The sequence below is a fragment of the Oceanospirillum sp. genome (genome assembly GCF_048265165.1).
Taxonomy (GTDB): Bacteria; Pseudomonadota; Gammaproteobacteria; order Pseudomonadales; family Halomonadaceae; genus Oceanospirillum.
Window position 1 is genome coordinate 19,079 of record NZ_JBLXCD010000009.1, and the last position, 26,031, is coordinate 45,109.

19 protein-coding genes are annotated in these 26,031 nt (G+C 50.1%); 13 read left to right on the forward strand and 6 right to left on the reverse strand.

Annotated features, from left to right (window positions below; translation table 11 throughout):
• Positions 1-46: 46 nt before the first annotated feature.
• A complete protein-coding gene (locus ACN0R8_RS14610; RefSeq protein ID WP_417598711.1) occupies positions 47-2,293 on the reverse strand; it encodes a primosomal protein N' in 2,247 nt (748 codons plus the stop codon).
• A 215-nt stretch (positions 2,294-2,508) separates the two neighbouring features.
• Here ACN0R8_RS14610 and rpmE point away from each other — a divergent pair, with 215 nt between their 5' ends.
• A complete protein-coding gene (rpmE, locus tag ACN0R8_RS14615; protein ID WP_417598713.1) occupies positions 2,509-2,724 on the forward strand; it encodes a 50S ribosomal protein L31 in 216 nt (71 codons plus the stop codon).
• A 316-nt stretch (positions 2,725-3,040) separates the two neighbouring features.
• Positions 3,041-4,285, forward strand: a complete 1,245-nt coding sequence (locus ACN0R8_RS14620) for a malic enzyme-like NAD(P)-binding protein (RefSeq protein ID WP_417598715.1) — start codon at positions 3,041-3,043, stop codon at positions 4,283-4,285.
• 141 nt (positions 4,286-4,426) lie between these two features.
• Here ACN0R8_RS14620 and ACN0R8_RS14625 read toward each other — a convergent pair whose 3' ends face one another.
• Positions 4,427-6,970 (reverse strand): penicillin-binding protein 1A, encoded by a 2,544-nt coding sequence (locus ACN0R8_RS14625; protein ID WP_417598717.1) that lies wholly within the window; start codon positions 6,968-6,970, stop codon positions 4,427-4,429.
• A 264-nt stretch (positions 6,971-7,234) separates the two neighbouring features.
• On the opposite strand from ACN0R8_RS14625, the gene pilM reads away from it, so the two are divergent.
• From pilM to ACN0R8_RS14680, 11 genes are all read left to right on the forward strand, one after another.
• Positions 7,235-8,311: a type IV pilus assembly protein PilM gene (gene pilM, locus ACN0R8_RS14630; protein ID WP_417598719.1), complete on the forward strand. Its 1,077-nt coding sequence runs from the start codon at positions 7,235-7,237 to the stop codon at positions 8,309-8,311.
• Entirely contained in the window at positions 8,298-8,876 is a 579-nt protein-coding gene (locus tag ACN0R8_RS14635) for a PilN domain-containing protein (RefSeq protein WP_417598721.1), read from the forward strand. Before pilM ends, ACN0R8_RS14635 begins: the two co-directional genes overlap by 14 nt.
• The gene (locus tag ACN0R8_RS14640; protein WP_417598723.1) at positions 8,873-9,526 is read left to right on the forward strand and encodes a type 4a pilus biogenesis protein PilO; all 654 of its coding nucleotides are present in this window, start codon (positions 8,873-8,875) and stop codon (positions 9,524-9,526) included. Before ACN0R8_RS14635 ends, ACN0R8_RS14640 begins: the two co-directional genes overlap by 4 nt.
• Positions 9,519-10,070 carry a pilus assembly protein PilP gene (locus tag ACN0R8_RS14645; protein WP_417598725.1) on the forward strand — a complete coding sequence of 184 codons (552 nt, stop codon included), beginning with the start codon at positions 9,519-9,521 and terminating at the stop codon, positions 10,068-10,070. The genes ACN0R8_RS14640 and ACN0R8_RS14645 overlap by 8 nt, the downstream gene beginning before the upstream one ends.
• Before the next feature lie 142 nt (positions 10,071-10,212).
• Positions 10,213-11,748, forward strand: a complete 1,536-nt coding sequence (locus ACN0R8_RS14650; RefSeq protein ID WP_417598727.1) for a type IV pilus secretin PilQ — start codon at positions 10,213-10,215, stop codon at positions 11,746-11,748.
• Between the two features lie 25 nt (positions 11,749-11,773).
• Positions 11,774-12,295, forward strand: coding sequence for a shikimate kinase AroK (gene aroK, locus ACN0R8_RS14655; protein WP_078320691.1), 522 nt, complete (start codon positions 11,774-11,776; stop codon positions 12,293-12,295).
• A gap of 11 nt (positions 12,296-12,306) precedes the next feature.
• Complete coding sequence (aroB, locus tag ACN0R8_RS14660; protein WP_417598849.1) at positions 12,307-13,401, forward strand: 3-dehydroquinate synthase; 1,095 nt, start codon at positions 12,307-12,309, stop codon at positions 13,399-13,401.
• Between the two features lie 157 nt (positions 13,402-13,558).
• A complete protein-coding gene (locus ACN0R8_RS14665; RefSeq protein ID WP_417598729.1) occupies positions 13,559-15,235 on the forward strand; it encodes an AAA family ATPase in 1,677 nt (558 codons plus the stop codon).
• Positions 15,236-15,553: 318 nt separating this feature from the next.
• Positions 15,554-20,008, forward strand: coding sequence for a glutamate synthase large subunit (gene gltB, locus ACN0R8_RS14670; protein ID WP_417598731.1), 4,455 nt, complete (start codon positions 15,554-15,556; stop codon positions 20,006-20,008).
• A gap of 64 nt (positions 20,009-20,072) precedes the next feature.
• The gene (locus tag ACN0R8_RS14675; RefSeq protein ID WP_417598733.1) at positions 20,073-21,494 is read left to right on the forward strand and encodes an FAD-dependent oxidoreductase; all 1,422 of its coding nucleotides are present in this window, start codon (positions 20,073-20,075) and stop codon (positions 21,492-21,494) included.
• A gap of 243 nt (positions 21,495-21,737) precedes the next feature.
• A complete protein-coding gene (locus tag ACN0R8_RS14680) occupies positions 21,738-22,400 on the forward strand; it encodes a TetR/AcrR family transcriptional regulator (protein WP_417598735.1) in 663 nt (220 codons plus the stop codon).
• A gap of 99 nt (positions 22,401-22,499) precedes the next feature.
• On the opposite strand, the gene ACN0R8_RS14685 is transcribed toward ACN0R8_RS14680, so the two are convergent.
• From ACN0R8_RS14685 to nfo, 4 genes are all read right to left on the reverse strand, one after another.
• Positions 22,500-23,204 carry a tRNA-uridine aminocarboxypropyltransferase gene (locus ACN0R8_RS14685; RefSeq protein WP_417598737.1) on the reverse strand — a complete coding sequence of 235 codons (705 nt, stop codon included), beginning with the start codon at positions 23,202-23,204 and terminating at the stop codon, positions 22,500-22,502.
• 124 nt (positions 23,205-23,328) lie between these two features.
• Positions 23,329-24,057, reverse strand: coding sequence for an SIR2 family NAD-dependent protein deacylase (locus ACN0R8_RS14690; RefSeq protein WP_417598739.1), 729 nt, complete (start codon positions 24,055-24,057; stop codon positions 23,329-23,331).
• A 64-nt stretch (positions 24,058-24,121) separates the two neighbouring features.
• Entirely contained in the window at positions 24,122-24,874 is a 753-nt protein-coding gene (trmB, locus tag ACN0R8_RS14695; RefSeq protein ID WP_417598741.1) for a tRNA (guanine(46)-N(7))-methyltransferase TrmB, read from the reverse strand.
• Positions 24,875-24,971: 97 nt separating this feature from the next.
• Entirely contained in the window at positions 24,972-25,829 is an 858-nt protein-coding gene (gene nfo, locus ACN0R8_RS14700; RefSeq protein WP_417598743.1) for a deoxyribonuclease IV, read from the reverse strand.
• Between the last annotated feature and the right edge of the window lie 202 nt (positions 25,830-26,031).

A 26,031-nucleotide genomic window follows, 5' to 3' on the forward strand; every position in this document is an offset into this window, starting at 1 on the left:
TCGGTAATAAGTGCCGGCTATTTTTTCACAAATAACCCTCAGGTTGTTAAATCAGCTCCTGGGGATCTACATCCAACGACCAGCGTACCTTGCGCTGCAGCGGGTGACGACTTATCAGCTCCAGCAGGCATGAGATACCCTGGTGCAAAGGTCCACGCCGATCACAAATCAGCCAGATCTGCATATGGTAGCGACCAAAACGCCGCTCCATGGGTGATGGCACAGGCCCTGTTACCTCCAATCCTTGGATCTGAGACGTTACCGGCTCGGCAGCCTGCACAACATCCGTCAGAAAGCCGGACACCAGATCACTCTGGTTGGCCTCCGCCCGAATAATCGCCATAAAAGAATAGGGCGGCAGTAAAGTATCTTTTCGTTCCTCAAGCAAACAGCGGGAAAATTCACTGTAATCGTGCTGAGCCAATAGTTTTAACAAAGGGTCATCCGGGCGATGGGTCTGCACAACAACCTTACCCTTACGTCTTTCACGGCCGGCACGACCTGCAACCTGTGTCAGCAACTGCCCCATGCGCTCCAGCCCCCGAAAATCAGAGCTGTAAAACCCTCCATCGGCATCCAGCACCACGACCAGTGAAACCCCCGGAAAATGATGTCCTTTAGCCAACATTTGAGTCCCCACTAGCACGCAAGGTTCCTCTGTATTCACCCTGGCCAGCAGCTTCTCCATCATGCCTTTTTTACTGACCGTATCCCGATCCACACGAAAAACCGGCCAGTCTTTAAATGCCTGTTCAAGGGTTTCTTCCATCCGCTCGGTGCCTGACCCCACCGGTTTTAGTTCAGAGTTAAAACACTTGGGGCACTGATGGGGAATAGCACTGACACTATCGCAATGGTGGCAATGCAGACGTGGCGGCTCCCGGTGCAGAGTCATGCGGGCATCACAGAAGGGACAATCGGAAACCCAGCCACAGTCATGACACATCAATGCCGGAGCAAACCCCCGGCGATTGATAAAAGCCAGCACCTGACCTCCCTGCTCGAGGTGAGTACGCATCACCTGCAATAGGCCGCCATCAATGCCGTTGGTCAGCTTCTTATGTTGAATATCATGCAGATAGACATCCGGCAGCTGTACACTGCTCCCCGCCCTCTGAGTCAGCTTCAACCATTGAAAACGCTTTTCTGTCGCATTGTGCAGCGTTTCCAGGGAGGGAGTCGCCGAGCCAAGAACAACCGGACAGCTCAACATCTTACCCCGAACAATCGCCAGATCCCGTGCAGAGTAGCGGATGCCATCGCCTTGCTTATAGGAAGCATCATGCTCCTCATCCACGACAATTAATCCAAGGTCTTTAAAAGGCGTGACCGCCGCTGAGCGGGTACCGATCAACACACCTGCGCGGCCATCTCTTGCCAACAGCCAGGCATCCAGACGCTCTTTATCATTCAGGCCGGAGTGAAGCGTCATTACCGGAACGGAGAAACGCTTCTTAAATCGGTTAACTGTCTGGGGAGCAAGGCCGATCTCGGGCACCAGAACCAGCACCTGGCGCCCCTGCTTTAATACAGCTTCTATTACCTGCAGATAAACTTCTGTTTTACCGCTGCCGGTCACCCCCTCCAGAAGGAAAACTTCCGGTTGACCAAGCTGTCCTGTAACCTCGCTAACCACATGCTTCTGGTCATCATTTAGCTGAAGCGGTATTTCAGCCAATACTGAGCGTGTCTCATGATCGCGACCTTCCAAATGGCGGGATTGCAGGTAACGCTCAGCCAAGCCTTTGTCTTCAAGGGCTGCCATCTGAGTGGATGTAAAGCCGAGAGATCGCAGCATTGTAGCGGCCACCGGCTGCTGATGCTTTTGCAGTGCCCGCAATAGCTCTGCCTGCTTAGGCGCGCGGTGCATCTTTTCCGGCTCCAGAGCCCGACCACTCTGAGTTGCCATCCAGTAAGTTTCTTCCTGAATATGAGCCGCCGCCCCCTGCCTTAAAGGCGCTGGTAACATCATACTGATCACTTCACCCACCGGGCCATGACAATATCGTGCCAGCCATTTGGCTAAAGCCAGCTGATGATCATCCAGTAACGAAGCATCATCTATCACCTCCGTCAGAGGTTTGAGTTTTTCCAGAGGAATATCAGGACTGACCTGGCGGGCCATCACGACACCTACCAGGGTTTTATTGCGATAAGGTACTCGTACCCTGGCACCCAGAGGCAGATAAGCATTCTGTAAATTCGGCGGTAAAATATAGTCAAAACAGCGCGTTAACGGTACAGGTAACGCAACGCGAATGACCGGTGGCTCATCATCAAATAATGAGTGCATGCTTACCTCTTGCCTCAGAAAAAAACTCTGCTATTATGCCTCACCTTCTTATAAGGCTCATCCTATTAAGATGTTTCTGTCGCAGACAGTCGCATCGCTATAGTCGTGGTCAACACGGTATAGCAGAAATGCCTGCAAAGAATAACCGGTTAACAGCCCCTGAACGGTGCCTGGCAAGACCAGGTGGCGGTTCAAACTTATTGAGGTTTTAGAAAATGAAACAAGGTATTCACCCAGAGTACAACGAAGTAACTGCAACCTGCAGCTGTGGTCACACTTTCCAACTGCGTTCTACGCTGGCTAAGCCACTGCACCTGGACGTTTGCTCTCAGTGTCACCCTTTCTACACCGGCAAGCAGAAGCAAGCTCAGACTGGCGGCCGTGTTGATCGCTTCAAGCAGCGTTTCTCAAGCCGTATCAAGAAGAGCTAAGCCTTCTTATCCGGACCAAAAAGCAGCTACGGCTGCTTTTTTTTGTGCCTACTAAGAATCCGAAGCACACATCAAAACCACTAACCTCATCTTACTTCCTCAGAAAAAACACCTCTTTATTCTACCTGTAAGTTGGCAATCAGAAATAACAGTAGTCAAATTACAACATTATGATTTCGATAGTGTTTTTCCTCATAAAACTGCATTCTTTTTGTAAAAAAAGTTCTTTGACTTTTGTTTAATATCCGCCTTGTTCGGCTGGTTTTTTTTCTATATGCTCTGAAAGTGCTAAACCCTAACAACCGGAACTTTTCTAATGTCAGACGAAATGAAAAAAGCAGCGCTGGATTACCATGCTAACCCTACTCCAGGCAAATTAAGTGTGGAAATCAGCAAGCCTGCTGAGACCGCGCGCCATCTATCTCTTGCTTATAGCCCTGGTGTAGCAGAGCCTGTGCGCGAGATCGCAAAAGACCCGGAAAACGCATACCGTTACACGGGCAAAGGCAACCTGGTTGCTGTAATTTCTGATGGTTCTGCGATTCTGGGCCTGGGTAACCTTGGCCCTCTGGCCAGCAAGCCTGTTATGGAAGGCAAAAGCCTTCTGTTCAAACGTTTTGCAAACATCAACTCCGTTGATATCGAAATCAATGCCGAAAGCCCGCAAGCTTTCATTGATACTGTTGCCCGTATTGCTGACACCTGGGGTGGTATCAACCTGGAAGATATCAAAGCACCGGAGTGCTTTGAAATTGAACGCACCCTGATCGAACAGTGCGATATTCCAGTTTTCCACGATGATCAGCACGGAACAGCCATTGTAACAGCAGCAGGTATGCTGAACGCTCTGGAAGTTCAGGGCAAATCCATTGAAGAAGCTAAAGTAGTTTGCCTGGGCGCCGGCGCGGCTGCCGTTGCCTGCATGAAGCTTCTGATCAGCTGTGGCGCTAAAATCGAAAACATCTACATGCTGGATCGCAAAGGTGTTATCCACACTGGCCGTGATGATCTGAACCAGTACAAAGCGATGTTCGCTAACGATACAGACAAGCGTACGCTGGACGACGCCATTGACGGAGCGGACGTATTTGTCGGCTTGTCAGGTCCGAACCTGCTGGCCGCTGAGCAACTGGCGAAGATGGCTCCTAAGCCGATCGTATTTGCTTGTTCTAACCCTGATCCGGAAATCAGCCCTGAGCTGGCCAATGCAACCCGTGATGACCTGATCATGGCCACTGGCCGTTCTGATTACCCGAACCAGGTGAATAACGTACTGGGTTTCCCATTCATTTTCCGTGGTGCTCTGGACGTTCGCGCCAGCCGTATCAACGAAGAGATGAAAGTTGCTGCAGTTCATGCCCTTAAAGATCTGGCGAAACAACCTGTAACTCAGGAAGTAATCGACGCTTACGACGGTATCAAGCTGGAATTTGGCCCTGCTTACATCATGCCAAAGCCAACAGACTCCCGTCTGCTGGGTGCAGTATCAGCAGCAGTCGCTAAAGCAGCTGTTGACTCTGGTGTTGCACGCCTGCCTTACCCAGAGCACTACCCTCTGTAAGACAGCTTATAAAATAAAGCACCTGATATTCAGGTGCTTTTAAGCTTGAAAATGTCCTATCGACATTTGTTCCGGCACAAAAAAACGGCACCTCACAAGGGTGCCGTTTTTCGTTGTGGCTAATACTTTAGCCAGTCTTCTTTAGAACAGAGCTTCCGGTGCCGGTGCATCGTCTACAGAAGGCACAGAGCCATCGCCGCTCTGGATAATCTCCACAGGTGTTTCCGACGTGTTCGTCACTTCCTCTTCCGGTACATTCTCAACCCGGAACACTTCGAAAATCGCATTTTTCTGCCCCGGGCGAGCACGCTTGCCGGTTTCAGAGTCGATACGAACAGTCACCAACCCCGGAGGCTGAGCCATGCTACGCTCAGGCTTACCGGCCAGGTATTCCTGCATAAAGCTGACCCAAATCGGTAGTGCGGCTTTACTACCGTACTCACCGATATTAGAAGGCTGATCAAAACCTACCCAGGTAGCAGCCACAACATCCTGATTAAAGCCTGCAAACCAGGCATCTTTCAGGTCATTGGTGGTTCCGGTTTTACCCGCAATGTCTGAACGTCCCAACGCACGTGCCCGACGACCCGTTCCCTGTTGAATAACATCCTTCAACATAGTCTGCATAATGTAAACACTGCGTTTATCCGCAATGGCGGGCGCCACAGGATAGACTCGACCACCGATCTGAACCTTGTCGGCTTCCTGAGGGCAGTCGCGGCAGACTCTGGCAGGCTCGGCCTGATACAGCACCTCACCGTCGCTGTTTTCGATGCGCTCAATGAAGTAAGGATTTACCTTATATCCACCATTGGCTACGGTCGCATAGACCATCGCCATTTCATAAGGGGATAAGGTGGCACTACCCAGTGCTAATGATAAATCACGGGGTAGTTGATCCGGGTTCAGGCCGAAACGTGTCGCAAACCGAATAGCCGTATTGATACCAATTGAACGCAAAATACGAATCGATACCAGATTCCGGGATTTATAAAGAGCATGTCGCAGGCGGGTAGGCCCGTAAAACTTACCACTAGAGTTACTGGGTCGCCATGTGGACTCCAGCTCTTTATCATTAAAAACAACAGGGGCATCGTTAATGATGCTGGCAGCCGTCATGCCGCTTTCCAAGGCAGTCATATAGATGATCGGCTTAAAAATAGACCCTGCCTGACGCGCCCCCTGATAGGCCCGGTTAAATTTGTTCTGGTAGAAGTTAAAGCCACCAACCAATGCCAGTAAGCTACCGTCTTCCGGTGACATCGAAACAAAAGCGCCCTGCACATTGGGAACCTGTGACAGCTGCCAACGGCGCTGAACCAGCCCCTCTGCATCCGGCTCATCATCTGCAGGTTCGATATAGACCAGGTCTCCCCGTCGTAGAATATCGCTGCTTGCCTTAAGAGCAGGGCCTTTCCAGTAGGGGTTATGGTGAGGCTTAGCCCAGGTAATAAGGTCCCAGGGCACATCGATATAGGAGCCGTCTTCGGTAACCACCTGCAGAGTCTTTTCTTCTGCTGAAGAAACAATCACAGGCTTCAGGTCTCCATAGGTCGGAGTTGAGCGGAGTACTTTTTGCCAATTGCTGGTATCTTCGCCAATAACCAGTTCACCGCCACCTTCATTCTCTTGCGGCTCAATACCCAGATCAAGCTCACCTTCCTGGGATAGTTCATCTGCTTCAGTATCAAGGGCAGCAGGTATATCCCGCTGCACAACGCCCCGCCAGCCGTGACGTTTATCATAATCCAGCAACCCTTGGACTAGAGCAACATTCGCCGCTGACTGGGCCTCGGAGTCCAGTGTTGTGTAAACCCTGTAACCCGCTGTGTAGATATCATCACCCAGTTGTTCTGCAACCTCAGCACGTACCATCTCCGCCACATAAGGGGCCTGCACTTCAGGCTTAAGGCCATGGTATCGGGCAGAAATAGGCTCTCGGATAGCCGCTTCATAGGTCTGTTCATCAATCATGCCGAGAAAGTGCATACGATGGACAATCCAGTTACGGCGTAACAATGCCCGGCGGGGGTTAACAACCGGATTATAACGGGAGGGCGCTTTGGGCAATCCGGCAATCATCGCTAACTGAGCGAGACTCAGCTCATGCAGCTCTTTGCCGTAATAAACCTCTGCCGCAGCATCGATACCATATGCACGGTTGCCCAGATAAATTTTATTAACATAGAGCTCCATGATCTCCTCTTTAGAGAGGATCTTCTCCATTTGCAGAGAGATCATGATCTCTTTAAATTTCCGGGTAAATGTCTGATCCAGAGTCAACAGATAGTTTCGGGCTACCTGCATCGTAATGGTACTGCCTCCGGACTGGATACTGCCGGACTGCGCCAGTTGCAGAACAGCCCGGCCAAGGCCTTTGATATCAATACCGGAGTGATTGTAAAAATTAGTATCTTCAGCCGCCAGAATCGCCTGAATAAAGTACTGGGGAATTTGCTCATACTGAACCGGGGTACGACGCTTTTCCCCAAACTCTGCCACTAACTTTTCGTCACGAGTGTAGATACGCAACGGTGTTTGCAGCTGGATATTTCTCAACTGTTCAATATCCGGCAACTGAGGCCCAAGATAAAGCGCGACACTGAATGCAACAGCCGTGCCGAAGGCGAACAAGCCAAACAACAGATAGATCAACCACTTAAAAAATACTTTTGTTGCATTCATGGGTAAATCGTTTCCCCTTATCAAGGTTTACATATTAGCCAGGCTGCGCTTTTTACAGCAAAACCGCCATTATAGGCTGGTAAAGTCATAGGATGCCAATGGCACTACAGGTTTAAGATAGATTTACCCATTTATTGATTTAATGACTATAGTTATAACCATGGTTTTATATCTTTTTTAGGACAGTACGTTAATGTAAAAAATTCTTCCCCCTCTCAGATTATTAAGAAGGGCGGTAAACCAAAAGCGACAAGGATGGCGCCTTTGCTCAGTTTATTACGCAACAAAAAGCAAAATACGTTAGGGCTCGACCTCAGTGGCTCTTCAGTCAAGCTGCTGGAACTCAGCTGTCACAACGGCCAACTTCAGATTGAAAGCTATGCCATAGCATCTCTGCCTAACCGTGCTGTTGTTGAACGTAAAATCCGGAACCCGGAACAGGTCAGCCAAACTCTTTTACAGGTGATTCCCACCACCTGTTCAGGTGCCTACCAAACGATTACAGCAGTCCCTGATGCCGCCGTTATAACCCGAACCATTTCGATGGACTCAGACCTCTCTGCTGACGAAATGGAAAGTGAAATCATACTAGAAGCTGATCAGTTTATTCCTTTTCCTATCGATGAAATTGCCATCGATTTCGAGGTTATCGGCCCAACAAAAAATCAGCCCGAAAAACAGGATATCCTATTGGTTGCCTGTCGAATTGAGACTGTGGATACTCTGCAGAAAACACTTAGACTCGGAGGACTGACACCTTCAGTGGTCGATGTCGAAAGTTACGCACTTGAGCGCGTTGTATCTCAGCTGCTTCCCCGTCTGAACATCAAAACAGCAGACCCTGTGATTGCCGTTGTGGATATCGGTGCAGCAATCATGAATTTAACCATACTGCACCAGAAACAAACTCTCTATAGCCGGGACCAGCTTTTCGGTGGGCAGAAGCTGACTGACGAAATTGCACAGCGCTTCCAGATGAGTTCTGATGATGCAGAGCTTGCCAAGAAAAATGGCCAGCTACCTGATGATTTTCACCAGAACACACTCCCCGCTTTTCTGCACACAACAGTGCAACAGATCAGTCGCGCACTACAACTCTTTTACTCATCCAGTACCTATAAACATGTCGACTATATTCTGCTGGCAGGAGGTTGTGCTGCTACCGAAGGACTTTCAGCTAGGATTGAGACATCCTTGGCAATCCCCACATACATTGCCAACCCCTTAGAACTGGCCACGAGCAAGAGCACCATCGACCAGAAAGCTCTGAACAGAGATGCTCCGGCACTTCTGATCGCATTCGGTCTGGCTATGAGGTACCTGGAAAATGCCCCAGATTAACCTTTTACCATGGCGTGAAGTCTTGCGCCAAAAGCACCAAAGACAGTTCAGTCAGCAGACCTTGCTGGTTATCTTCTGCACGCTGTTTGCAATTATGGCTTTTGGTCAATTTATTGAGCACAAAATCGATAATCAGAATAAGCAAAACAGTTTTATTCAGACAGAGACCCGTAAACTGGATACTCAGGTCCAAGAGGCAACCGACCTGCGAAAAAAGCGCAACCAACTGATTCAACAGATCAGGGCTACGCAGAGTTTACAGCGTCATCGTGGTGACCTTGTGCGGATATTAAACAGTATTTCACATGCCACAGAACCGCAGCTTTATTTGACCGATCTCAGACGGGAGGGCGAGACCTTAACACTGAAAGGTGAAGCCGCAGATAATCAGCAAATCTCCTCTCTGATACGCCACCTTGCTCAATCAGAGGTATTGGAAAACCCGGCCCTTAAAAATGTCGGCAGCAGTGCTCTGAACAAAGGCTTTCATCACTTCACAATACAGGTTCAGCATTGGAAGCTGAGATCTGCCATTCAACATGAGAAGCAGAGAGGCCAGCGATGACCACCAACATACCGATGAGAAGATACCCGCTCAAAACATTACTGGAAAGGCTCTTACAGACGGACCTGACTGAGATCGACTTCAGAAGCGCCGGCTCTTGGCCTAAGGCAGGGAAAGTGCTCGCCTGGATTCTGACTGTAATCATCACAGCACTTCCAGGATACCTGCTTTACCTTTCACCAAAATTTGAGCGACTCGATCAGGCGGGCAAGCACAGAGAACAGCTACTGAACAACTATAAGGCCCAGGCATCTCTGGTGGCATACCTTACTGTTTATAAGCGCCAGCTACAGGGTCTTCAGCGACAGGACCACAATCAGACCTCCCAGATACCAACGGGAAAGTCGATTCCTCAGTTTATGGAGCAGGTTGGCACGCAGGCGCAATTATATGGCGTTGATCTTCACACATTTAAGCTGGGGGACGGAAGGGAACATAAAATATACCAAGCTCAACCTATCACCCTAACGGTAAAAGGGAGCTACCATAATCTGGCTCAGTTTCTGTCAGCAATAACCCAGCTTGATCGCCTGGCAACACTGCACGACTTCAGACTCCAGCCAAGCGATAACCAACTCAACCTTAGCATTGAGGTCAGGGTCTATCACCTTGAGCAGGATAATCAACAGCAAGGGGAACGGCATGATTAAAAAGCTGATCACTTTTCTGTTTTCCGGAGTTACCTTGCTGACACTTCTGGCGGGCTGCAGAGGTCATGATGACCACTCAGCTCTGCTTACCTTGCTGCAAGACATTCGTAACCGGCCGCCGGGCACCATTGCACCACTTCCAGAAACACTGACACCGCCATTGGTACACTACACAGGTAGCCAACAGCCCAGTCCTTTCAAGCTGCATAAAGAGCAACGGACACCTGCATCCTCTATCGGAGCCGATCCTTTTACCCCTGATAGCGTCAGCCCCCAGGGAGTACTGGAACAGCACCCTCTGCAGGAACTATCTTTTGTCGGTACTCTTCAGCTTTCAGACGATCGCACCCCCAAGGCTTTTATTGATGACGGCCATGGAGAAGTACATAAAGTCATAGCAGGCCAATATATGGGACAGAATTTTGGTCGGGTGGTGAAAATTTCAGAAGATACCATCTATATTGAAGAAACCGTTCAGGATGAACAGGGCACCTGGGTGACACGCCCCAGGCAGCTTAAACTGGTGATGGAAGCAGATGAATAATTTGTCTCAATACGTATCAAATCTTTCGGTCAATTTTTACAGCATGCGGCAAATCGCAGTCTGGGGAGCCCTATTTCTATTGATCTTGAAGATACCATCAGTACTTGCCGCGCCCTCCGCGCTGAAGTCACTGGATCTGCATATGACTGAGAGCCAACAGACAGAACTTCGCCTGCAGTTGAGCCAACCCTTAACGAAGATTGAGAGTTACCAGATCAGCACTCCTCCCCGCCTTATTATCGATCTGTTTGATACTGAGAACCACCTGCCACAAAAGAAGCTAAATTTTAAGCGAGCCCTGGTGCAGAGTGTGACGGCAGTGCAGGCAGGCACCCGTACCCGGCTGGTCATAAATCTAAGCCAGACGGCTTTTTTTCAAACCCGTACCGAGGGTAACCGGGTCAGCCTACTTATCGGTCGGCCAGTTACAGCCAAACAGGCTCGAAAGAGACCATCAGACTCCAGCAAAACACTGTCGCTTAATTTTCAAAACATCAATATACGCTCCGCTCTGCAGATCATCGCAGAGGAAACCGGCCTGAACCTGGTTACCAGCGACAAGGTTCAGGGCACGGTCACTCTACGTCTGAAGCAGATTCCCTGGGATCAGGCGCTAAAATTGATCATGGAGAGTAAAGGGCTGGCCAGCCGAAAAGATGGCAACGTACTGATAGTCGCCCCCGCAGAGGAGTTAGCAGAGCGGGAACGAAAAGAGCTGGCATCGCTCCAGGAACACCGCGATCTGGCCAATCTTAGCTCTGAGCTTATTCAGATCAACTATGCAAAGTCTTCAGATATTGCAGCCATCCTGAACGGTCATAATGGAGGCCCCGGTCTGCTTTCAAAACGCGGTAAAGCCCTGGCGGACGCGCGTACCAATACCGTGCTGCTACAGGAGATACCGAGCGCAATCAAAACCATCAGAAAGGTGATCAGAACACTGGATATTCCAGTCCGGCAAGTACTGATCGAAGCCCGCATTGTCGTTGCCCGCAGCAATCTCAGCACTGATCTTGGCATACGCTGGTCCGGAGTCAGTAACCAGGGGCAGAGAGGTATCGACTCAGGGGATCTCGCGGTAGATCTGACAGCACGCTCAGGTGGTTATGCTAACATCAACCCCGGAGCTGGCACATTTGCTCTTGGCTATGCCGACTCCAGTATTTTGGTGGATATGGAACTGGCCGCTCTGGCCAGCGAAGGGAAAGGTGAAATCATCTCACAACCCAAAGTGATTACAGCCAACAAGCGCAAAGCCCTGATTAAGTCAGGTAAGCAAATCCCCTACCGTGAAGAGTCTTCCTCAGGCGGCACCAAAGTCTCCTTTAAAGATGCTGTATTAGCTCTGGAGGTAACACCACAAATTACGCCGGATGAACATATCATCATGGATCTGCAGATCACTCAGGACGCTTTGGGTAATCAGGAGTATGATGGCGCACCGGCAATCGATACTAACGCGATTGAAACACAGGTATTGGTTAATAATGGCGAAACTATTGTCTTAGGTGGCATTTACACCTCGGAAAGCTTCGACCAGAATTTCAAAGTTCCGCTATTGGGTGATATTCCACTGCTCGGAGCGCTATTCCGGCGTTCCGAAAAGTCCCAGGAAAAAGTAGAATTACTGATATTTATTACGCCCAGGTTGATTGAAGACAGCCTCAGCCTGAACTGAACCGATTCATTCAGCAATTAACGCGATGCACTATAACCATAATATTGTTCTCGTTGGCCCTATGGGGGCTGGCAAAAGTACGATTGGCCGATTACTGGCCACCGAACTGGGTTTACCTTTTTTTGACTCCGACCGGGAAATAGAAACCCGTAGCGGAGCCAACATTCCCTGGATATTCGATGTTGAGGGTGAGGAAGGGTTCCGCCGTCGCGAAACCCAAACCATCATAGAGCTACTGCAGGAAGAGGGCCCGATCGTTCTGGCTACTGGTGGCGGGGCTATTATGCGCCCGGAAAACCGTGCGGCTATAAGCCAAAGCAGCACCGTTATCTATCTTCACACCACCATTGAGCAGCAACTGCAACGTACTGCAAAAGACAAAAATCGCCCGTTGCTTCAAAATGACAACCCCAGAATGGTACTGGAAAACCTGTTCGCAATTCGCGACCCGCTCTATCGGGAAACGGCAGACCTGATCATTAAAACCGATCGCCAGGCACCTAAAAGCGTTGTCCGCCTGATAACCAAAAAACTGAAAAAATTGTGAGCCAGCACACCATGCAAACTCTGAATGTTGATCTCGGTGCCCGTAGTTACCCAATCCATATTGGCAATGGTCTAATAGCAGATATATCTCTGATAACGCCCTATATCAAAGGCCGCCAGGTCATGATTGTCAGCAACACCACTGTTGCGCCGCTATACCTGGATCGGCTAAAAGCGACACTTGGGGATCAGTATCAGGTTGCAGAAGTTATTCTGCCTGATGGCGAAGCCTACAAGACTCTTGATAGCGTTAATCTGATCTTTAACGCTCTGTTAGAAAACCGTTTCAATCGCACCTGTACCCTGATCGCCCTGGGCGGCGGAGTTATTGGCGATATGACAGGGTTTGCTGCTGCCAGCTATCAGCGTGGTGTCAACTTTATTCAAATACCCACGACCCTACTGTCCCAGGTTGACTCCTCTGTTGGCGGTAAAACCGGCGTCAACCACCCTCTGGGTAAAAATATGATCGGTGCCTTCTGGCAACCCCAGCTTGTTCTAGCCGACACCGATACACTGCAAACCCTACCGGACAGAGAACTGGCTGCAGGTATTGCGGAAGTGATCAAGTACGGCCTGATACGTGATGCCGACTTTTTCAGTTGGCTGGAAAGCAATGTACAAACTCTGAAACAGAAAAATAACATTGCGCTCTCTGAAGCCATCTATCGTTCCTGCCAAAATAAAGCTGAAGTTGTTACTCTGGATGAGCTGGAGGGAGGCGTTCGGGCGACTCTTAACTTAGGTCACACCTTTGGCCATGCAATTGAAACAGAACAAGGCTATGGTCAATGGCTCCATGGAGAAGCTGTCGCCACCGGGATGTTTATGGCTGCAGATCTGTCCGGCCGCGAAGGCTGGCTGAGCCAGACTGATGTAGCCCGTATTAAAGCCCTGCTGGAGAAATTTGACCTGCCCACTGCACCACCGGAATCAATGACAGCTGAAACCTTTATTAAACACATGCTGGTGGACAAAAAGGTATTAGATGGGAATCTTAGGCTGGTACTTATGACGGCGTTCGGTAAATCCGTTGTCACTGAGCAGTTCTCTGAAGTTAATTTACAGCAAACACTCGCTGCTGGAAAAAAACTCGGTTTTTTTTAATATTTTAGTCTTCCCGTGGCTTTTATAACCGCCTATTATCAAGGGTTCAGGGTTGTTTCTATAAGTGAATTTGATGCTTATTAGCTGAACCTTTGCACAGGATAAATGGGATTAAAAACCTATGTTTGGAAAAAACAGTAACAATAAGGATTCTGATATGCCTGGGGATAATTTCTCCTTTACGAACATCACCGCTTCGCTCACCGATGGCGTTGTTGAAGAATCTTTGTTTTTTCCCTCCCAACAGCACTCGCAAGTCATCGAGCTTATAGGCCATTTGAGCCGTTACAGCAGTTTGCTGCTGACTATTACCGGACCTCAGGGCTCCGGTAAGAGCCTGATCAAACGCAAAGTGCTCGAAGGCATGGACTCCGGTGTTCAGATTTGCGATTTCGATCACACCCAGGTAAACCAACCTCAGACTTTTATGCAGGCGCTCAACTCCAGCCTACAGCTAGGACTGGAGAGTGACAGCGACCTGAACCAATACCTGACACGCCTTAAGCAGCACTTCAGCTTACTCCATAAAGAAGGGAACAGCTGCCTGATTGTTGTCGATGACGCAGACCAACTCAGCCCGGAAACTCTTGAGTTAATGGTCATTCTACTCTCTGACGATGATGACCAGAAGCGTCCACATGTTCTTCTTCTCGGGGAAGACCCCCTAATTGAAGTTTTGCAGGGTTCCCGCCTGAAGGAGCGCTTCAACGCCATTGGTCATCACCTGGCACTGCAGCCCTTCAGCAATGAAGAATCCTGGGGTTATCTCGATTATCGTCTGAGTGCCGCAGGCCTGACCGGCCAGCTCAGCGAGTCAATAAAAGCAGATATTATTCGCGCTGGCGGCGGGGTTCCCGGACAGATCAACAACATGGCAAACCTGGCTCTCAGTGATCCAGATGCCTTAAAGAAAGTAGCCAGCATCACCCCCAAAGTAAAACCTAAAGCTGAGAAAAAAACCGCACCGGTCAAAGCTGAGAAAAAAGAGCAGCCACCGAAATCCACATCAGCCAAGCGTTCGGCCGTTCCGATCTGGCACGTCACCGCTCTGGCTATTGTTGCTGGCTTACTGGGCGCCGCTTATATCTATCAGGACGAGCTGATGGGGATCGAGCAAGAGCCCATTGCTGCTGAAGGCACACCGCTGACAGACCTTAATCGCTTGTCGCGCCCGGCAGAAGAGACCCTGGCTGAAGCGGAAGAAGCCGCTGCTAAAATCGAACAGGAAGAAGCTATAACCATTATTAAACCGGTTTATCCTGAAGATGAGGAAGACGCCAGCGATGAGCAGAGTAAACGCGACGCGGACGCTGAACTACTGGGTATAGAAACAACACCTGCCGAAGAGCCCGTAAAACAACAGGCAGTGCCAGAAACAACAATCGTTGCGCAGGCTCCTGAGCCTGAAAAAGCGCCAGTTCCGGTTGAGAAAGCGCCAGAACCAGCTGAAACAGCACCAAAACCGGTTGTAGAAAAAGCGCCTGAACCCCAAAAGACACCTGAAACAAAACCCGTAAAAAACAACGCAAAAAGCCCTTATAAGCAAGAAAAAGAGCTTATGGCGCTTAAGAAAAGCCAGTATACCCTCCAACTTCTGGGTAGCCATATTGAAGCCAACGCTATCCGCTTTATTGATGGCCTGAAGAACAAATCCAAGGTTCGCTACTTTGAAACCATCTATCAGGGTAAACCCTGGTTCGTAGTAATTTATGGTGAATTCGACAACCGGGATAGCGCTATTGCCAGCATTCCCAAACTGCCCAGCGAGTTCCAGAACCGTAAGCCCTGGGCAAGGAGTATGGCCAGCGTGCAGTCCGATATTCTAAAGAAATAATCCATTAAAACACCTTGTTTTCAATCCAACGACACCGCCCGGGGAAATTACCGGGCGGCGCCAATTACAGTCATTAACACTTCATTTTTTCGAAATTAGCCGCATTTAGCCATCATATTTCCGTAGTTAGCCGCTATATCTCACCCTTAAATCAAACTTACATTTGAGATTCTGCCTTCAGCTGTGTAGAATCTCTCTCCCTTTGCCTCAAAGAAACCTGTCTAACGGAAGACGCATATCGATTAATAATTAAAGACAACACAAGAAGTTTCTGGGGCAGACAACTACGATTTTTTTGTACTAGCGAGAGTTAGCTTTATGAGAACTGGTCTGTATCACCCTGACGAATTTAGGGATAACTGTGGTTTCGGCCTGATCGCACACATGAATGGCGACGCAAGCCATGACTTGTTACAGACAGCGATCGAAGCACTAACCTGTATGACCCACCGTGGTGGTATTGCCGCCGACGGCAAAACAGGTGATGGCTGTGGTTTGCTGCTGAAAAAACCCGATTCCTTCCTACGCACCATCGCAAAAGAGCAGTTTGATACCGAGCTTTCCGAGCACTTTGGTGTAGGCATGGTCTTTCTGTCACAGGATCAGTCCAACGCAGAAAACGCCCGTTCTGTTCTATCCAGCGAAATCACGGCTCAGGGCCTGAATGTCATTGGCTGGCGCCAGGTACCTATTGATACTTCTGTTTGCGGCCCTATGGCTTTAGATTGCCTGCCGCAGTTTGAGCAGGTTTTTGTCGATGCACCCGAGGTATCCACTCAGCAGCTGGCCGTTAAGTTGTTTATGGCCCGTCGTAAAGCTGAGATGGCGCTGAAAGATGACAGCGAGTTCTACGTTGCCAGTTTGTCATCACAGGTTATTTCTTATAAAGGTCTGGTCATGCCAGCAGACCTGCCTAAGTTCTATAAAGATCTTAGCGATGAGCGTCTGGAAACAGCCATCTGCGTGTTCCACCAACGCTTCTCCACCAACACCGCACCCAAGTGGCCTTTGGCACAACCGTTCCGCTATCTGGCTCACAACGGTGAAATCAACACTATCGAAGCCAACCGAAGCTGGGCCAACGCCCGTAAGAAAAACTTCCACAACGATGTCCTTAGTCTGGATGAGCTGGATCAGGTCGTGAATACCACAGGCTCTGACTCCTCCAGCATGGATAACATGCTCGAAGTACTGCTGACTGGCGGTATGGATCTGTTTAAAGCCGTACGTCTGATGATTCCGCCTGCGTGGCAGAACAACGATACGATGGATGCCGATCTGCGTGCATTCTACGAATACAGCTCTATGCACATGGAGCCATGGGATGGCCCCGCGGGTCTGGTACTGACTGATGGCCGCCATGCGGTTTGTATGCTCGACCGTAACGGTCTGCGCCCTGCACGTTGGGTTATCACCAAGAATGGCTATATCACTCTCGCTTCTGAGATCGGTGTTTACGATTATCAACCAGAGGATGTTGTTGCTAAAGGCCGCGTTGCTCCGGGCCATATGCTGGTGGTTGATACCGAAACCGGCGAAGTGATGCATCGTGAAGATATCGACAACCGCCTGAAGTCTGCACATCCGTATAAACAATGGATGCGAGAAAAAGCAACTTTCCTGGAGTCTACTCTGGGTGAAATTCAGGGCCCTAACTTTGAGCCAGTTACTCAGGAAGAGTTGCAGGCACATATGAAGATGTATCAGGTCAGCTTTGAAGAGCGTGATCAGGTACTGCGCCCACTGGCAGAGCAAGGCCAGGAAGCTGTCGGCTCCATGGGAGATGATACTCCGATGGCGGTTCTGTCTCGCAAGCATCGCCTGACATCAGATTACTTCCGTCAGAAATTTGCTCAGGTGACAAACCCACCTATCGATCCTCTGCGTGAAGCGATCGTTATGTCACTAGAGACCTGCCTGGGCACTGAGCTAAACGTATTTGAGGACAGTGTCGATCACGCTAACCGTATCGTTCTGACCACACCTGTCCTGTCACCACGTAAATTTAAAGCTCTGCAGCAGTTAGATGATAAAGGCTTCCCATCCCACACCATCCGTCTGCAGTACGACCCGGAAACAACAGGGCTAAAACAAGCGATTCAAAATGCCTGCGAACAGGCGGAAGCTGCTATCCATTCCGGAAAAGTCGTACTGGTTCTGTCTGATCGTGAGATCGAAAAAGGCCTGTTACCGATAGATGCACTGATGGCAACCGGGGCTGTACACAAATACCTTGGTTCCAAGGGTCTGCGTTGTAATTCTAACCTGATCGTGGAAACCGGCCTGGCCCGGGACTCCCATCAGATGTCCGTGTTCTTTGGCTTTGGGGCGACTGCAGTTTATCCATACCTGAGTTACAACGTACTGGCAGATCTGCAGCGCACAGGTGAACTTCAGGGTGACCCTGCCGAGATCCGCGAAAACTACCGTCGCGGTATCCAGAAAGGTCTGCTGAAGATCCTATCCAAAATGGGTATCTCTACGATCGCCTCTTACCGTGGAGCACAGCTGTTTGAAGCGGTAGGCCTGTCTGACGAAGTTTGCGAACTCTGTTTTAAAGGTGTTGCATCCCGCATCCAGGGTGCCGGCTTTGCACACTTCCAGATGCAACAGGAGCTGCTGGCAGCTCTGGCATGGAACCCACGCAAGAAAATCGGCCAGGGCGGCCTACTGAAATATGTTCATGGCGGTGAATATCACGCCTATAACCCGGATGTGGTCAAAGCGGTACAGGAAGCGGTTCAGACCGGAAGTTATGAAGCATTCAAGCGCTTCGCCAAGCTGGTTAACGAACGCCCGGCTGCAACCATCCGTGATCTGCTGAAAGTAAACAAAGCCTCCAGCCCGATCCCTCTGGCAGAAGTCGAGCCGGCAGAATCCATTCTGCGTCGCTTTGATTCTGCGGCGATGTCGCTGGGGGCGCTATCCCCTGAGGCTCACGAAGCACTGGCTCAGGCGATGAATGAGCTGGGTGGTCGCTCTAACTCCGGTGAGGGTGGTGAAGATGCGGCTCGTTTCGGCACGCTGAAAAACTCCAAGATCAAACAGATCGCCTCCGGCCGTTTCGGTGTGACACCACACTATCTGGTCAATGCTGAAGTGCTGCAGATTAAAGTCGCTCAGGGTGCCAAACCCGGTGAAGGCGGCCAGCTGCCGGGCGGTAAGGTCAACGCTCTGATTGCACGTCTGCGGCACTCAGTACCGGGCGTAACCCTGATCTCGCCTCCGCCGCACCACGATATCTACTCCATTGAAGATCTGGCACAGCTGATCTTCGATCTGAAACAGGTAAACCCGGATGCACTGGTTTCGGTGAAACTTGTTTCTGAGCCTGGTATCGGCACCATCGCTACCGGTGTAGCCAAAGCCTATGCGGATCTGATTACGGTATCCGGGTACGATGGTGGTACTGCAGCCAGCCCGCTAACCTCCATCAGACATGCCGGTTCACCTTGGGAACTGGGTCTGCCGGAAGTCCATCAGGCACTGCGTATCAACAATCTGCGTGACAAGGTACGTCTGCAGACTGATGGCGGTCTGAAAACCGGCCTGGATGTCATCAAAGGAGCGATTCTGGGCGCGGAAAGCTTTGGCTTCGGCACCATTCCTATGGTGGCTCTGGGTTGCAAATACCTCCGTATCTGTCACCTGAATAACTGCGCTACCGGTGTTGCCACTCAGAACGAACAACTGCGTGAAGAGTACTTTATCGGTACCGTTGAAATGGTTAAGAACTACTTCCGCTTTGTAGCGGAAGAAGTACGGGAGATCATGGCGGAGATGGGGCTTCGTAAATTTGAAGATCTGATCGGCCGCACGGATCTTCTGACAGCTATCAGCGACGACGATGCTCCGGCTAAAATTCAGAACCTGGATCTGACCAACCTGCTCAACAATGACTTTGTGCCAAAAGACGCACCTCAGACTTGTCAGGTGGCCCGTAATGAGCCATTTGATAAAGGCACTCTGGCAGAGCGCATGGTTGCCGAGACTCTGTCGTCCATTGAAAGCGGTCAGGGTGGTGAGTTTGAATTTAAAGTCACCAACTGTGATCGCTCCATCGGTGCTCGTCTCTCCGGTGAAATCGCCAAACGCTGGGCCGAAAAAGGCCTGCCAAGCCCACTAACACTGAAACTTACCGGTGTAGCTGGCCAGAGTTTTGGTGTCTGGAACGCCAAAGGTTTGAATCTGTATATCGAAGGCGATGCCAACGATTACGTCGGCAAAGGCATGAACGGCGGCAGCATTACACTGACGCCACCGAAAGGTAGTCCGTTCGAGTCACAGAAAACATCTATTATCGGTAACACCTGCCTGTACGGTGCAACCGGAGGTAAGCTGTTTGCTGCGGGTCAGGCCGGTGAACGTTTTGCCGTTCGTAACTCCGGCGCTCACGCCGTTATCGAAGGCGCTGGTGATCACTGCTGTGAATATATGACCGGCGGTCTGGTAACGGTTTTGGGTGATACCGGCTATAACTTCGGTGCAGGTATGACAGGCGGTTTTGCCTACGTTCTGGATATGGATCGTACCTTTGTCGATAAATACAACCACGAGCTGGTCGATATCCACCGTATCAGCTCCGAGCCGATGGAAGCCTACCGCAACCATCTGCGCAGCATTATCGCTGAATTCGTTGAAGCCACAGGTAGTCAATGGGGTCAGGAAATTCTGAATAACTTCCTCGATTACTATCGTCATTTCTGGCTGGTTAAACCAAAAGCAGCAAGCCTTGGCAGTCTGCTGGACAGCACCCGTCAGCGCCCTGAGTAATCAGGGCCTGATTTTCAACGACGCAGATTTTGTGAATTTAGGTTTTTAATGAGGTGAGGCTGCTATGGCTGAACAACTGAACAACGATTTCCAGTTTATCGACGTGGGCCGTCAGGACCCGAAAAAAACGGCTGCTAATGTACGAAAAAAGCAGTTCAAAGAGATTTATGCGCCTTTTAAACCTGTGGATGCATCCTCTCAGGCCCACCGCTGTCTGTCATGTGGTAACCCGTACTGCGAATGGAAGTGTCCGGTACACAACTACATCCCGAACTGGCTGAAGCTGGCAACGGAAGGCAACATTATGGAAGCTGTCGAATTGTGTCACAGCACCAATTCATTGCCGGAAGTGTGTGGCCGAGTTTGCCCTCAGGATCGCCTGTGTGAGGGCTCCTGTACTCTGGGCGAGGGCGGCTTTGGTGCCGTTACCATCGGCTCTGTTGAGAAATACATTACCGATACCGCCTTTGCCATGGGCTGGCGTCCGGACATGTCGAAAGTGGTTTGGACAAATAAAAAAGTCGCTATCATAGGTGCCGGCCCAGCAGGCCTTGCCTGTGCGGATATTCTGGTGCGTAATGGCGTTAAGCCTGTTGTATTCGATAAGAATCCAGAGATCGGCGGCCTACTGACTTTCGGTATCCCTGAGTTCAAACTGGAGAAACATGTGATGGTTCGCCGTCGTGAAGTCTTCTCCGATATGGGTGTTGAATTCCGTTTGAACACGGAAGTGGGTAGCGATATCACCATCGATAAGCTCATGTCTGACTACGATGCCGTCTTCATGGGCATGGGCACTTACACCTATATGAACGGTGGCCTGCCAGGTGAAGACCTGCCAGGTGTTCACGCAGCCCTGGATTTCTTGATATCCAATGTTAATCATTGCCTGGGCTACGAGAAATCCCCGGAAGATTACATCAGCATGGAAGGCAAACGCGTTATCGTTCTGGGCGGTGGTGACACAGCAATGGACTGTAACCGTACTTCGATTCGTCAGGAAGCTAAATCGGTAACCTGCGCCTATCGTCGTGATGAGGCCAATATGCCGGGTTCCAAACGTGAAGTTCAGAACGCAAAAGAGGAAGGCGTTAAATTCCTGTTTAACCGCCAGCCAGTTGCCATTGTCGGTGAAGATAAAGTTGAAGGCATCAAGATGGTCAGCACCCGCATGGGTGAACCTGATGCCAATGGCCGTCGCCGCCCTGAAGTGGTTCCGGGCTCAGAAGAGATCGTACCGGCTGATATTATTCTGGTGGCCTTTGGCTTCCGCCCAAGCCCTGCTGACTGGTTCGAAGGCAATAATATCGAAACCGATGACAGCGGACGTGTTATCGCCAAAGAAGACGCCCGGTTCCCATACCAGACTACCAACCCTAAGATTTTTGCCGGTGGTGACATGGTACGCGGCTCGGATCTGGTCGTTACTGCGGTTGATGAAGGACGCAAAGCTGCTGAAGGCATCCTGGATTTTCTGGACGTTTAAAACGCAGTAAAATAGCAGAAGCTTCCTTTGGAAGCTTCTGATAAAAAGCCGCACTTGAACGTAGCTGACGTTTTGTGCGGTTTTTTTATTCCAGGCTGACTAATCTGCATCATTTATCCTACATATTGATTAATCGATTAAATCAATCAAACCTTTCGATAATAACTGATTTTTCTCTCTTTGCTTCATCCGCCAAATACTCTACCCTAGCTTTTAATCAACCGATTAAAAGATGCCATCCCCATGAATGCAGAATTTAAACCCGTACCAGCTAAGAAGCGTGGCCGCCCAACCAGCAAAAGCGCACGAAACGTTCGTGAAAATCTGATTATCGCGGCTCGATCCTGCTTTATTGAGAAAAACTACCAGCAGGTTACTACCCGTGAAATTGCTGCCCGTGCGCAGTCAACCATGGCGATGATTCATTATTACTTCGGTAATAAAGAAGGCCTGTTTCAGGCGATGTTTATCGAGACGTTTGAGCCTTTGCATCAGCTGGTTCTTGATGGAGTCGAAAACCCACCTGAGAGCTTCTCAGACTTCTTTCAGCGCTATTACGCCCTGATGTCTGAGTATCCGGGGTTTATTGTCGTCATTCTGAAGTGCCTGCTGTTTGAAGATGGCCCTCTGGAAGATGACTTTATTCAACAACGCTTTCGGGAAAAGTGCCGCCCGATGGAAATCATGCTGCGAAAAATGCAGGAGCGTGGTGTTCTTAACCCTAAACTTGACCCGAAAATGCTGCATATCAGCATGTTGAGTCTTATGAACCAACCTTTCCTGATGGCACCCAACCTTGAGGTCACCATGGGTATCACGCCTGACAAAGCCTTTTGGATGGAGCTTGCTGAGCATCAATGTAATCTATTAGAGAACGGTTGCCTGAACCGCCAGACAACAGCCTGATATTAAGCACCAGCCAAACGCCCGGCGAGATCACATTTGTACAAAAAATGATTGAGCCGGGGGGCGCTTTTTGCCTGTCCTTGCCCGCAATAAAACCGGTCAGCGGTTTAATCGTGCTTCCACCTCTTCTCGTAAACCACGGGATTCCGCATACCGGCGATTAAAGGCCGCAAAGTAGTTTTCCACAGCGTCTACCGCTTCGTTTTCCCCCGCCTGCCGCAGTAGTTCTATACCCACTTCCACGGTACACAGGTGCTGGTCACTGGCCGGTTTACGTAGGGCGTAACGGGTCAGGCGGTCGGTTTTTAACGGCAGTACAGGCAGGTTATCCAGATACGGGCTCTTGCGGAAAATCCGCCGTGCCTGTCGCCAGGTGCCATCCAGAATAATAAACACCGGAATCTTTTCCGGTGACTTTTCCCGCTCCGGCTGAAAAGACACCACCCGATGAGCATAGTCCTCCATATCATCCGGAAAGATAATAAAGGGCTGATACTGATCGTTTTCTAACAGCGCCAGCAACTTCGAATCAGGGCTGGTACGGTACCAATAAAACACCTGAGTCTCCGGTAAACAGTCCGCTAACAAACGCCCGGTATTGGTGGGTTTGTAAATCTCCTCCGGGTGCATTATCAGCCAGACCTGAGCACGGCAGGCGACATTTTCCGGGCGCAGGTCACAGATACAGAAATGTTTTGCCATCAGGCAACCGGTACAACGGTTCACTCGGGAACCCCGGGCAGCAAAAGGCTTGCGTGGTGTATCTGGCGCAGGGGGCATAGGCAGAGAAAACGGCTTGGACATTCAGTAATTTTCCGGGGAATTAGTGTATAGGGAGTAGGTGTTCAGGGTTAAAACCGCTTTATGCATTCCCACGCAAACATGGGAATGAGTTATGCGATACAGAAAAAGCCTCAAAAGAGAAGATTCAGGCGTGCTGCAGGCCAGGAATACCGGACAGATCTTCAATGCCGTTTTCCAATAAATAATCCACCAACACAGGCATAGCGACACCAGCGGCATCACGCAGATAAAATGCCGGAGTATCTGCAGATGCTTTCGGATCCACCACAATACGGGCAACATGATGAGGTGCAGCACTGGCCAGAAATGAAGCGGGTTGTACCAGCAATGAGGTGCCCACCACAATCACCAGATCTGCCGCTTGAGTGACCTCATGGGCAATGGGGTACATAGGCACATCTTCGCCAAACCAGACAATATGCGGGCGCAGCTGGCTGCCTTTATCACACAGGTCACCGGGGTAGATATCGCTCTGCCCCAAACTCACCACCAGACGCTCATCAAACGTACTGCGGGCTTTGCCAATCTCACCATGCAGGTGCAACACCTCGGACGAGCCGCCGCGCTCGTGCAGATCATCAATATTCTGGGTAATAACCGTCACTTTAAAACCGTCTTCCAGATGGGCAATCGCTTTATGGCCGGCATTAGGCTCCGCCTTGCGGATCTGCTGGCGACGCTCATTATAAAAGCGCAGCACCAGTTCAGGATCGCGCTGCCAGGCTTCAGGTGTAGCGACATCCTGAACGTTATGATTTTCCCACAGACCATCACCATCGCGGAAAGTCTGAATACCGCTCTCCGCACTAACGCCTGCACCACTTAGCACCACAATGTGTTGTTGCTTAGCCATATTATCCTGCGCTCTTATTTTTCCTGTTATACCAGCCCTCACCGGAGGGCAATTTTCCGGTGTTTTAGCAGTCTGATGTCGGTTCAAAAACCCACCGGTAAACCTGCTGACCGCTGCCTAGGTACTTACGTTCAAACGGTGTCAGTATCGGGTCAGGCTCAATAGCCACAACCTGAGCGGCAGCATGATCCAGCATTGAGGTTTTAACACCGCCCAGATCTTCATCCAGCGTTTCATTGGTAGGTAGACGTAGCAGGCTAATGGCCTGAGCCATCTCTTGCACATAAATTTGCCAGTTACTGCGGCACTCAAAGCGACCGCCCAGCTCTGCGATATAAGGCAGCATAGGTCCACCCTGCCAGCGCAGTTTAAACTGACTCTTTTTAGGGTAAGGGTTTGGGTAAAGTAAGTAATGGCGCACAGGCTTCCAGCCTGCATCCACTGCTGAACGCCAAAAGTCCAACAGGTTAGCACGTACTAACAGTACATTATCCGGCAGTTCGCCTAACTTCCGACTCAGACGATCCTCTGACTGGTCAACACCGATCACAGCATGATCCGGAAACATTTGTGCTAACTGGCGCGTACTCTCACCAACACCGCAGCAACTGTCCAGAATCAGGGGTTTTTTCTGACCCCGCAACCAATTATTGGCCTTATTAAAAGCATCAAGATTATGCTGCTGATAAGGTTTTTTGAATGGCTCCCGACAGTGCTTAAACACCCGGTCAACCAACTCATCATGGGGGCCATCCTGAGTGGTATGGATCTCACGGGAGTTACCAAAACTCTTATTGCCGTGTGGGCGATGTTTCATCGTTGTGGCTCCATGAAGCCTGCTGGCTTCTTCACCTGTGAATTCAGATTTATGCCGACACTCATGTTCATACGGGTACTCATACCGATATTCAGGCTCATACCGGCATCTGGCCCTGCTCAAAACGGCGCAGCATCTGGATCTCATCCGCCCAGATCTCCGGCTCAATGGTTTCCAGCACCAGAGGAATGCCATCAAAACGACTGTCCTGCATCATCCAACAAAATCCCTCTAAACCTATCTCACCCTTGCCTAAGCTGTGATGACGGTCAAGGCGACTGTTTAACCCGCCTTTGGAATCATTAAGATGCATACCGTACAGGTAGTCAAAGCCAACCGTACCTTCAAAATCAGTAAAGGTGTTATCACAGGCTTCTGCAGTACGTATGTCATAGCCTGCCGCAAACATATGACAGGTATCCAGGCAGACACCCACCCGTTTTTTATCTTCGACCTGATCGATAATTGCCGCCAGATGATCAAAGTGCCAGCCCAGGTTACTACCCTGACCGGCGGTGCACTCGATCACAGCAATCACACCTTCCGTTTGAGCCAACGCCCAGTCGATAGATTCTGCAATACGGCTCAGGCAGTCGGCTTCGTCAATCTTTCTCAGATGACTACCTGGGTGGAAATTCAGATAGGTCAGCCCCAATTGCTCGCAGCGCCGCAACTCATCCAGAAAAGCATCCCGTGATTTTTGCAGTGGCTCCACTTCCGGGTGGCCCAAATTGATCAGATAACTGTCGTGGGGGAGAACCTGCTCCGGCTTAAAGCCGTGTTTTTCGCAATTGTGTTTAAACTTGCGGATGGTCAGGTCATCCAGTGGCTTGGCCTGCCAGCGGCGCTGATTTTTAGTGAACAGAGCAAAAGCATTGGCACCGATCTCTTTGGCATTCAAAGGCGCGTTAAATACGCCGCCACTGGCGCTGACATGGGCACCGATATACTTCATTACATCACTCCTGAATCATTCGGGACACGGAAAACCACTACAAAATCAGGTTCATGCCCGACAATCCCAACACCACAGACAGCCTGTGGGTAAAAGGCACTATTGTACCCGAAACCCATGTACCTGTCCGTTCCACCACTGATCGGGAAGCTTTAATCCTAAAGGCATTAGTTCTTACATGGATTAGAATGCCGGGTTATTT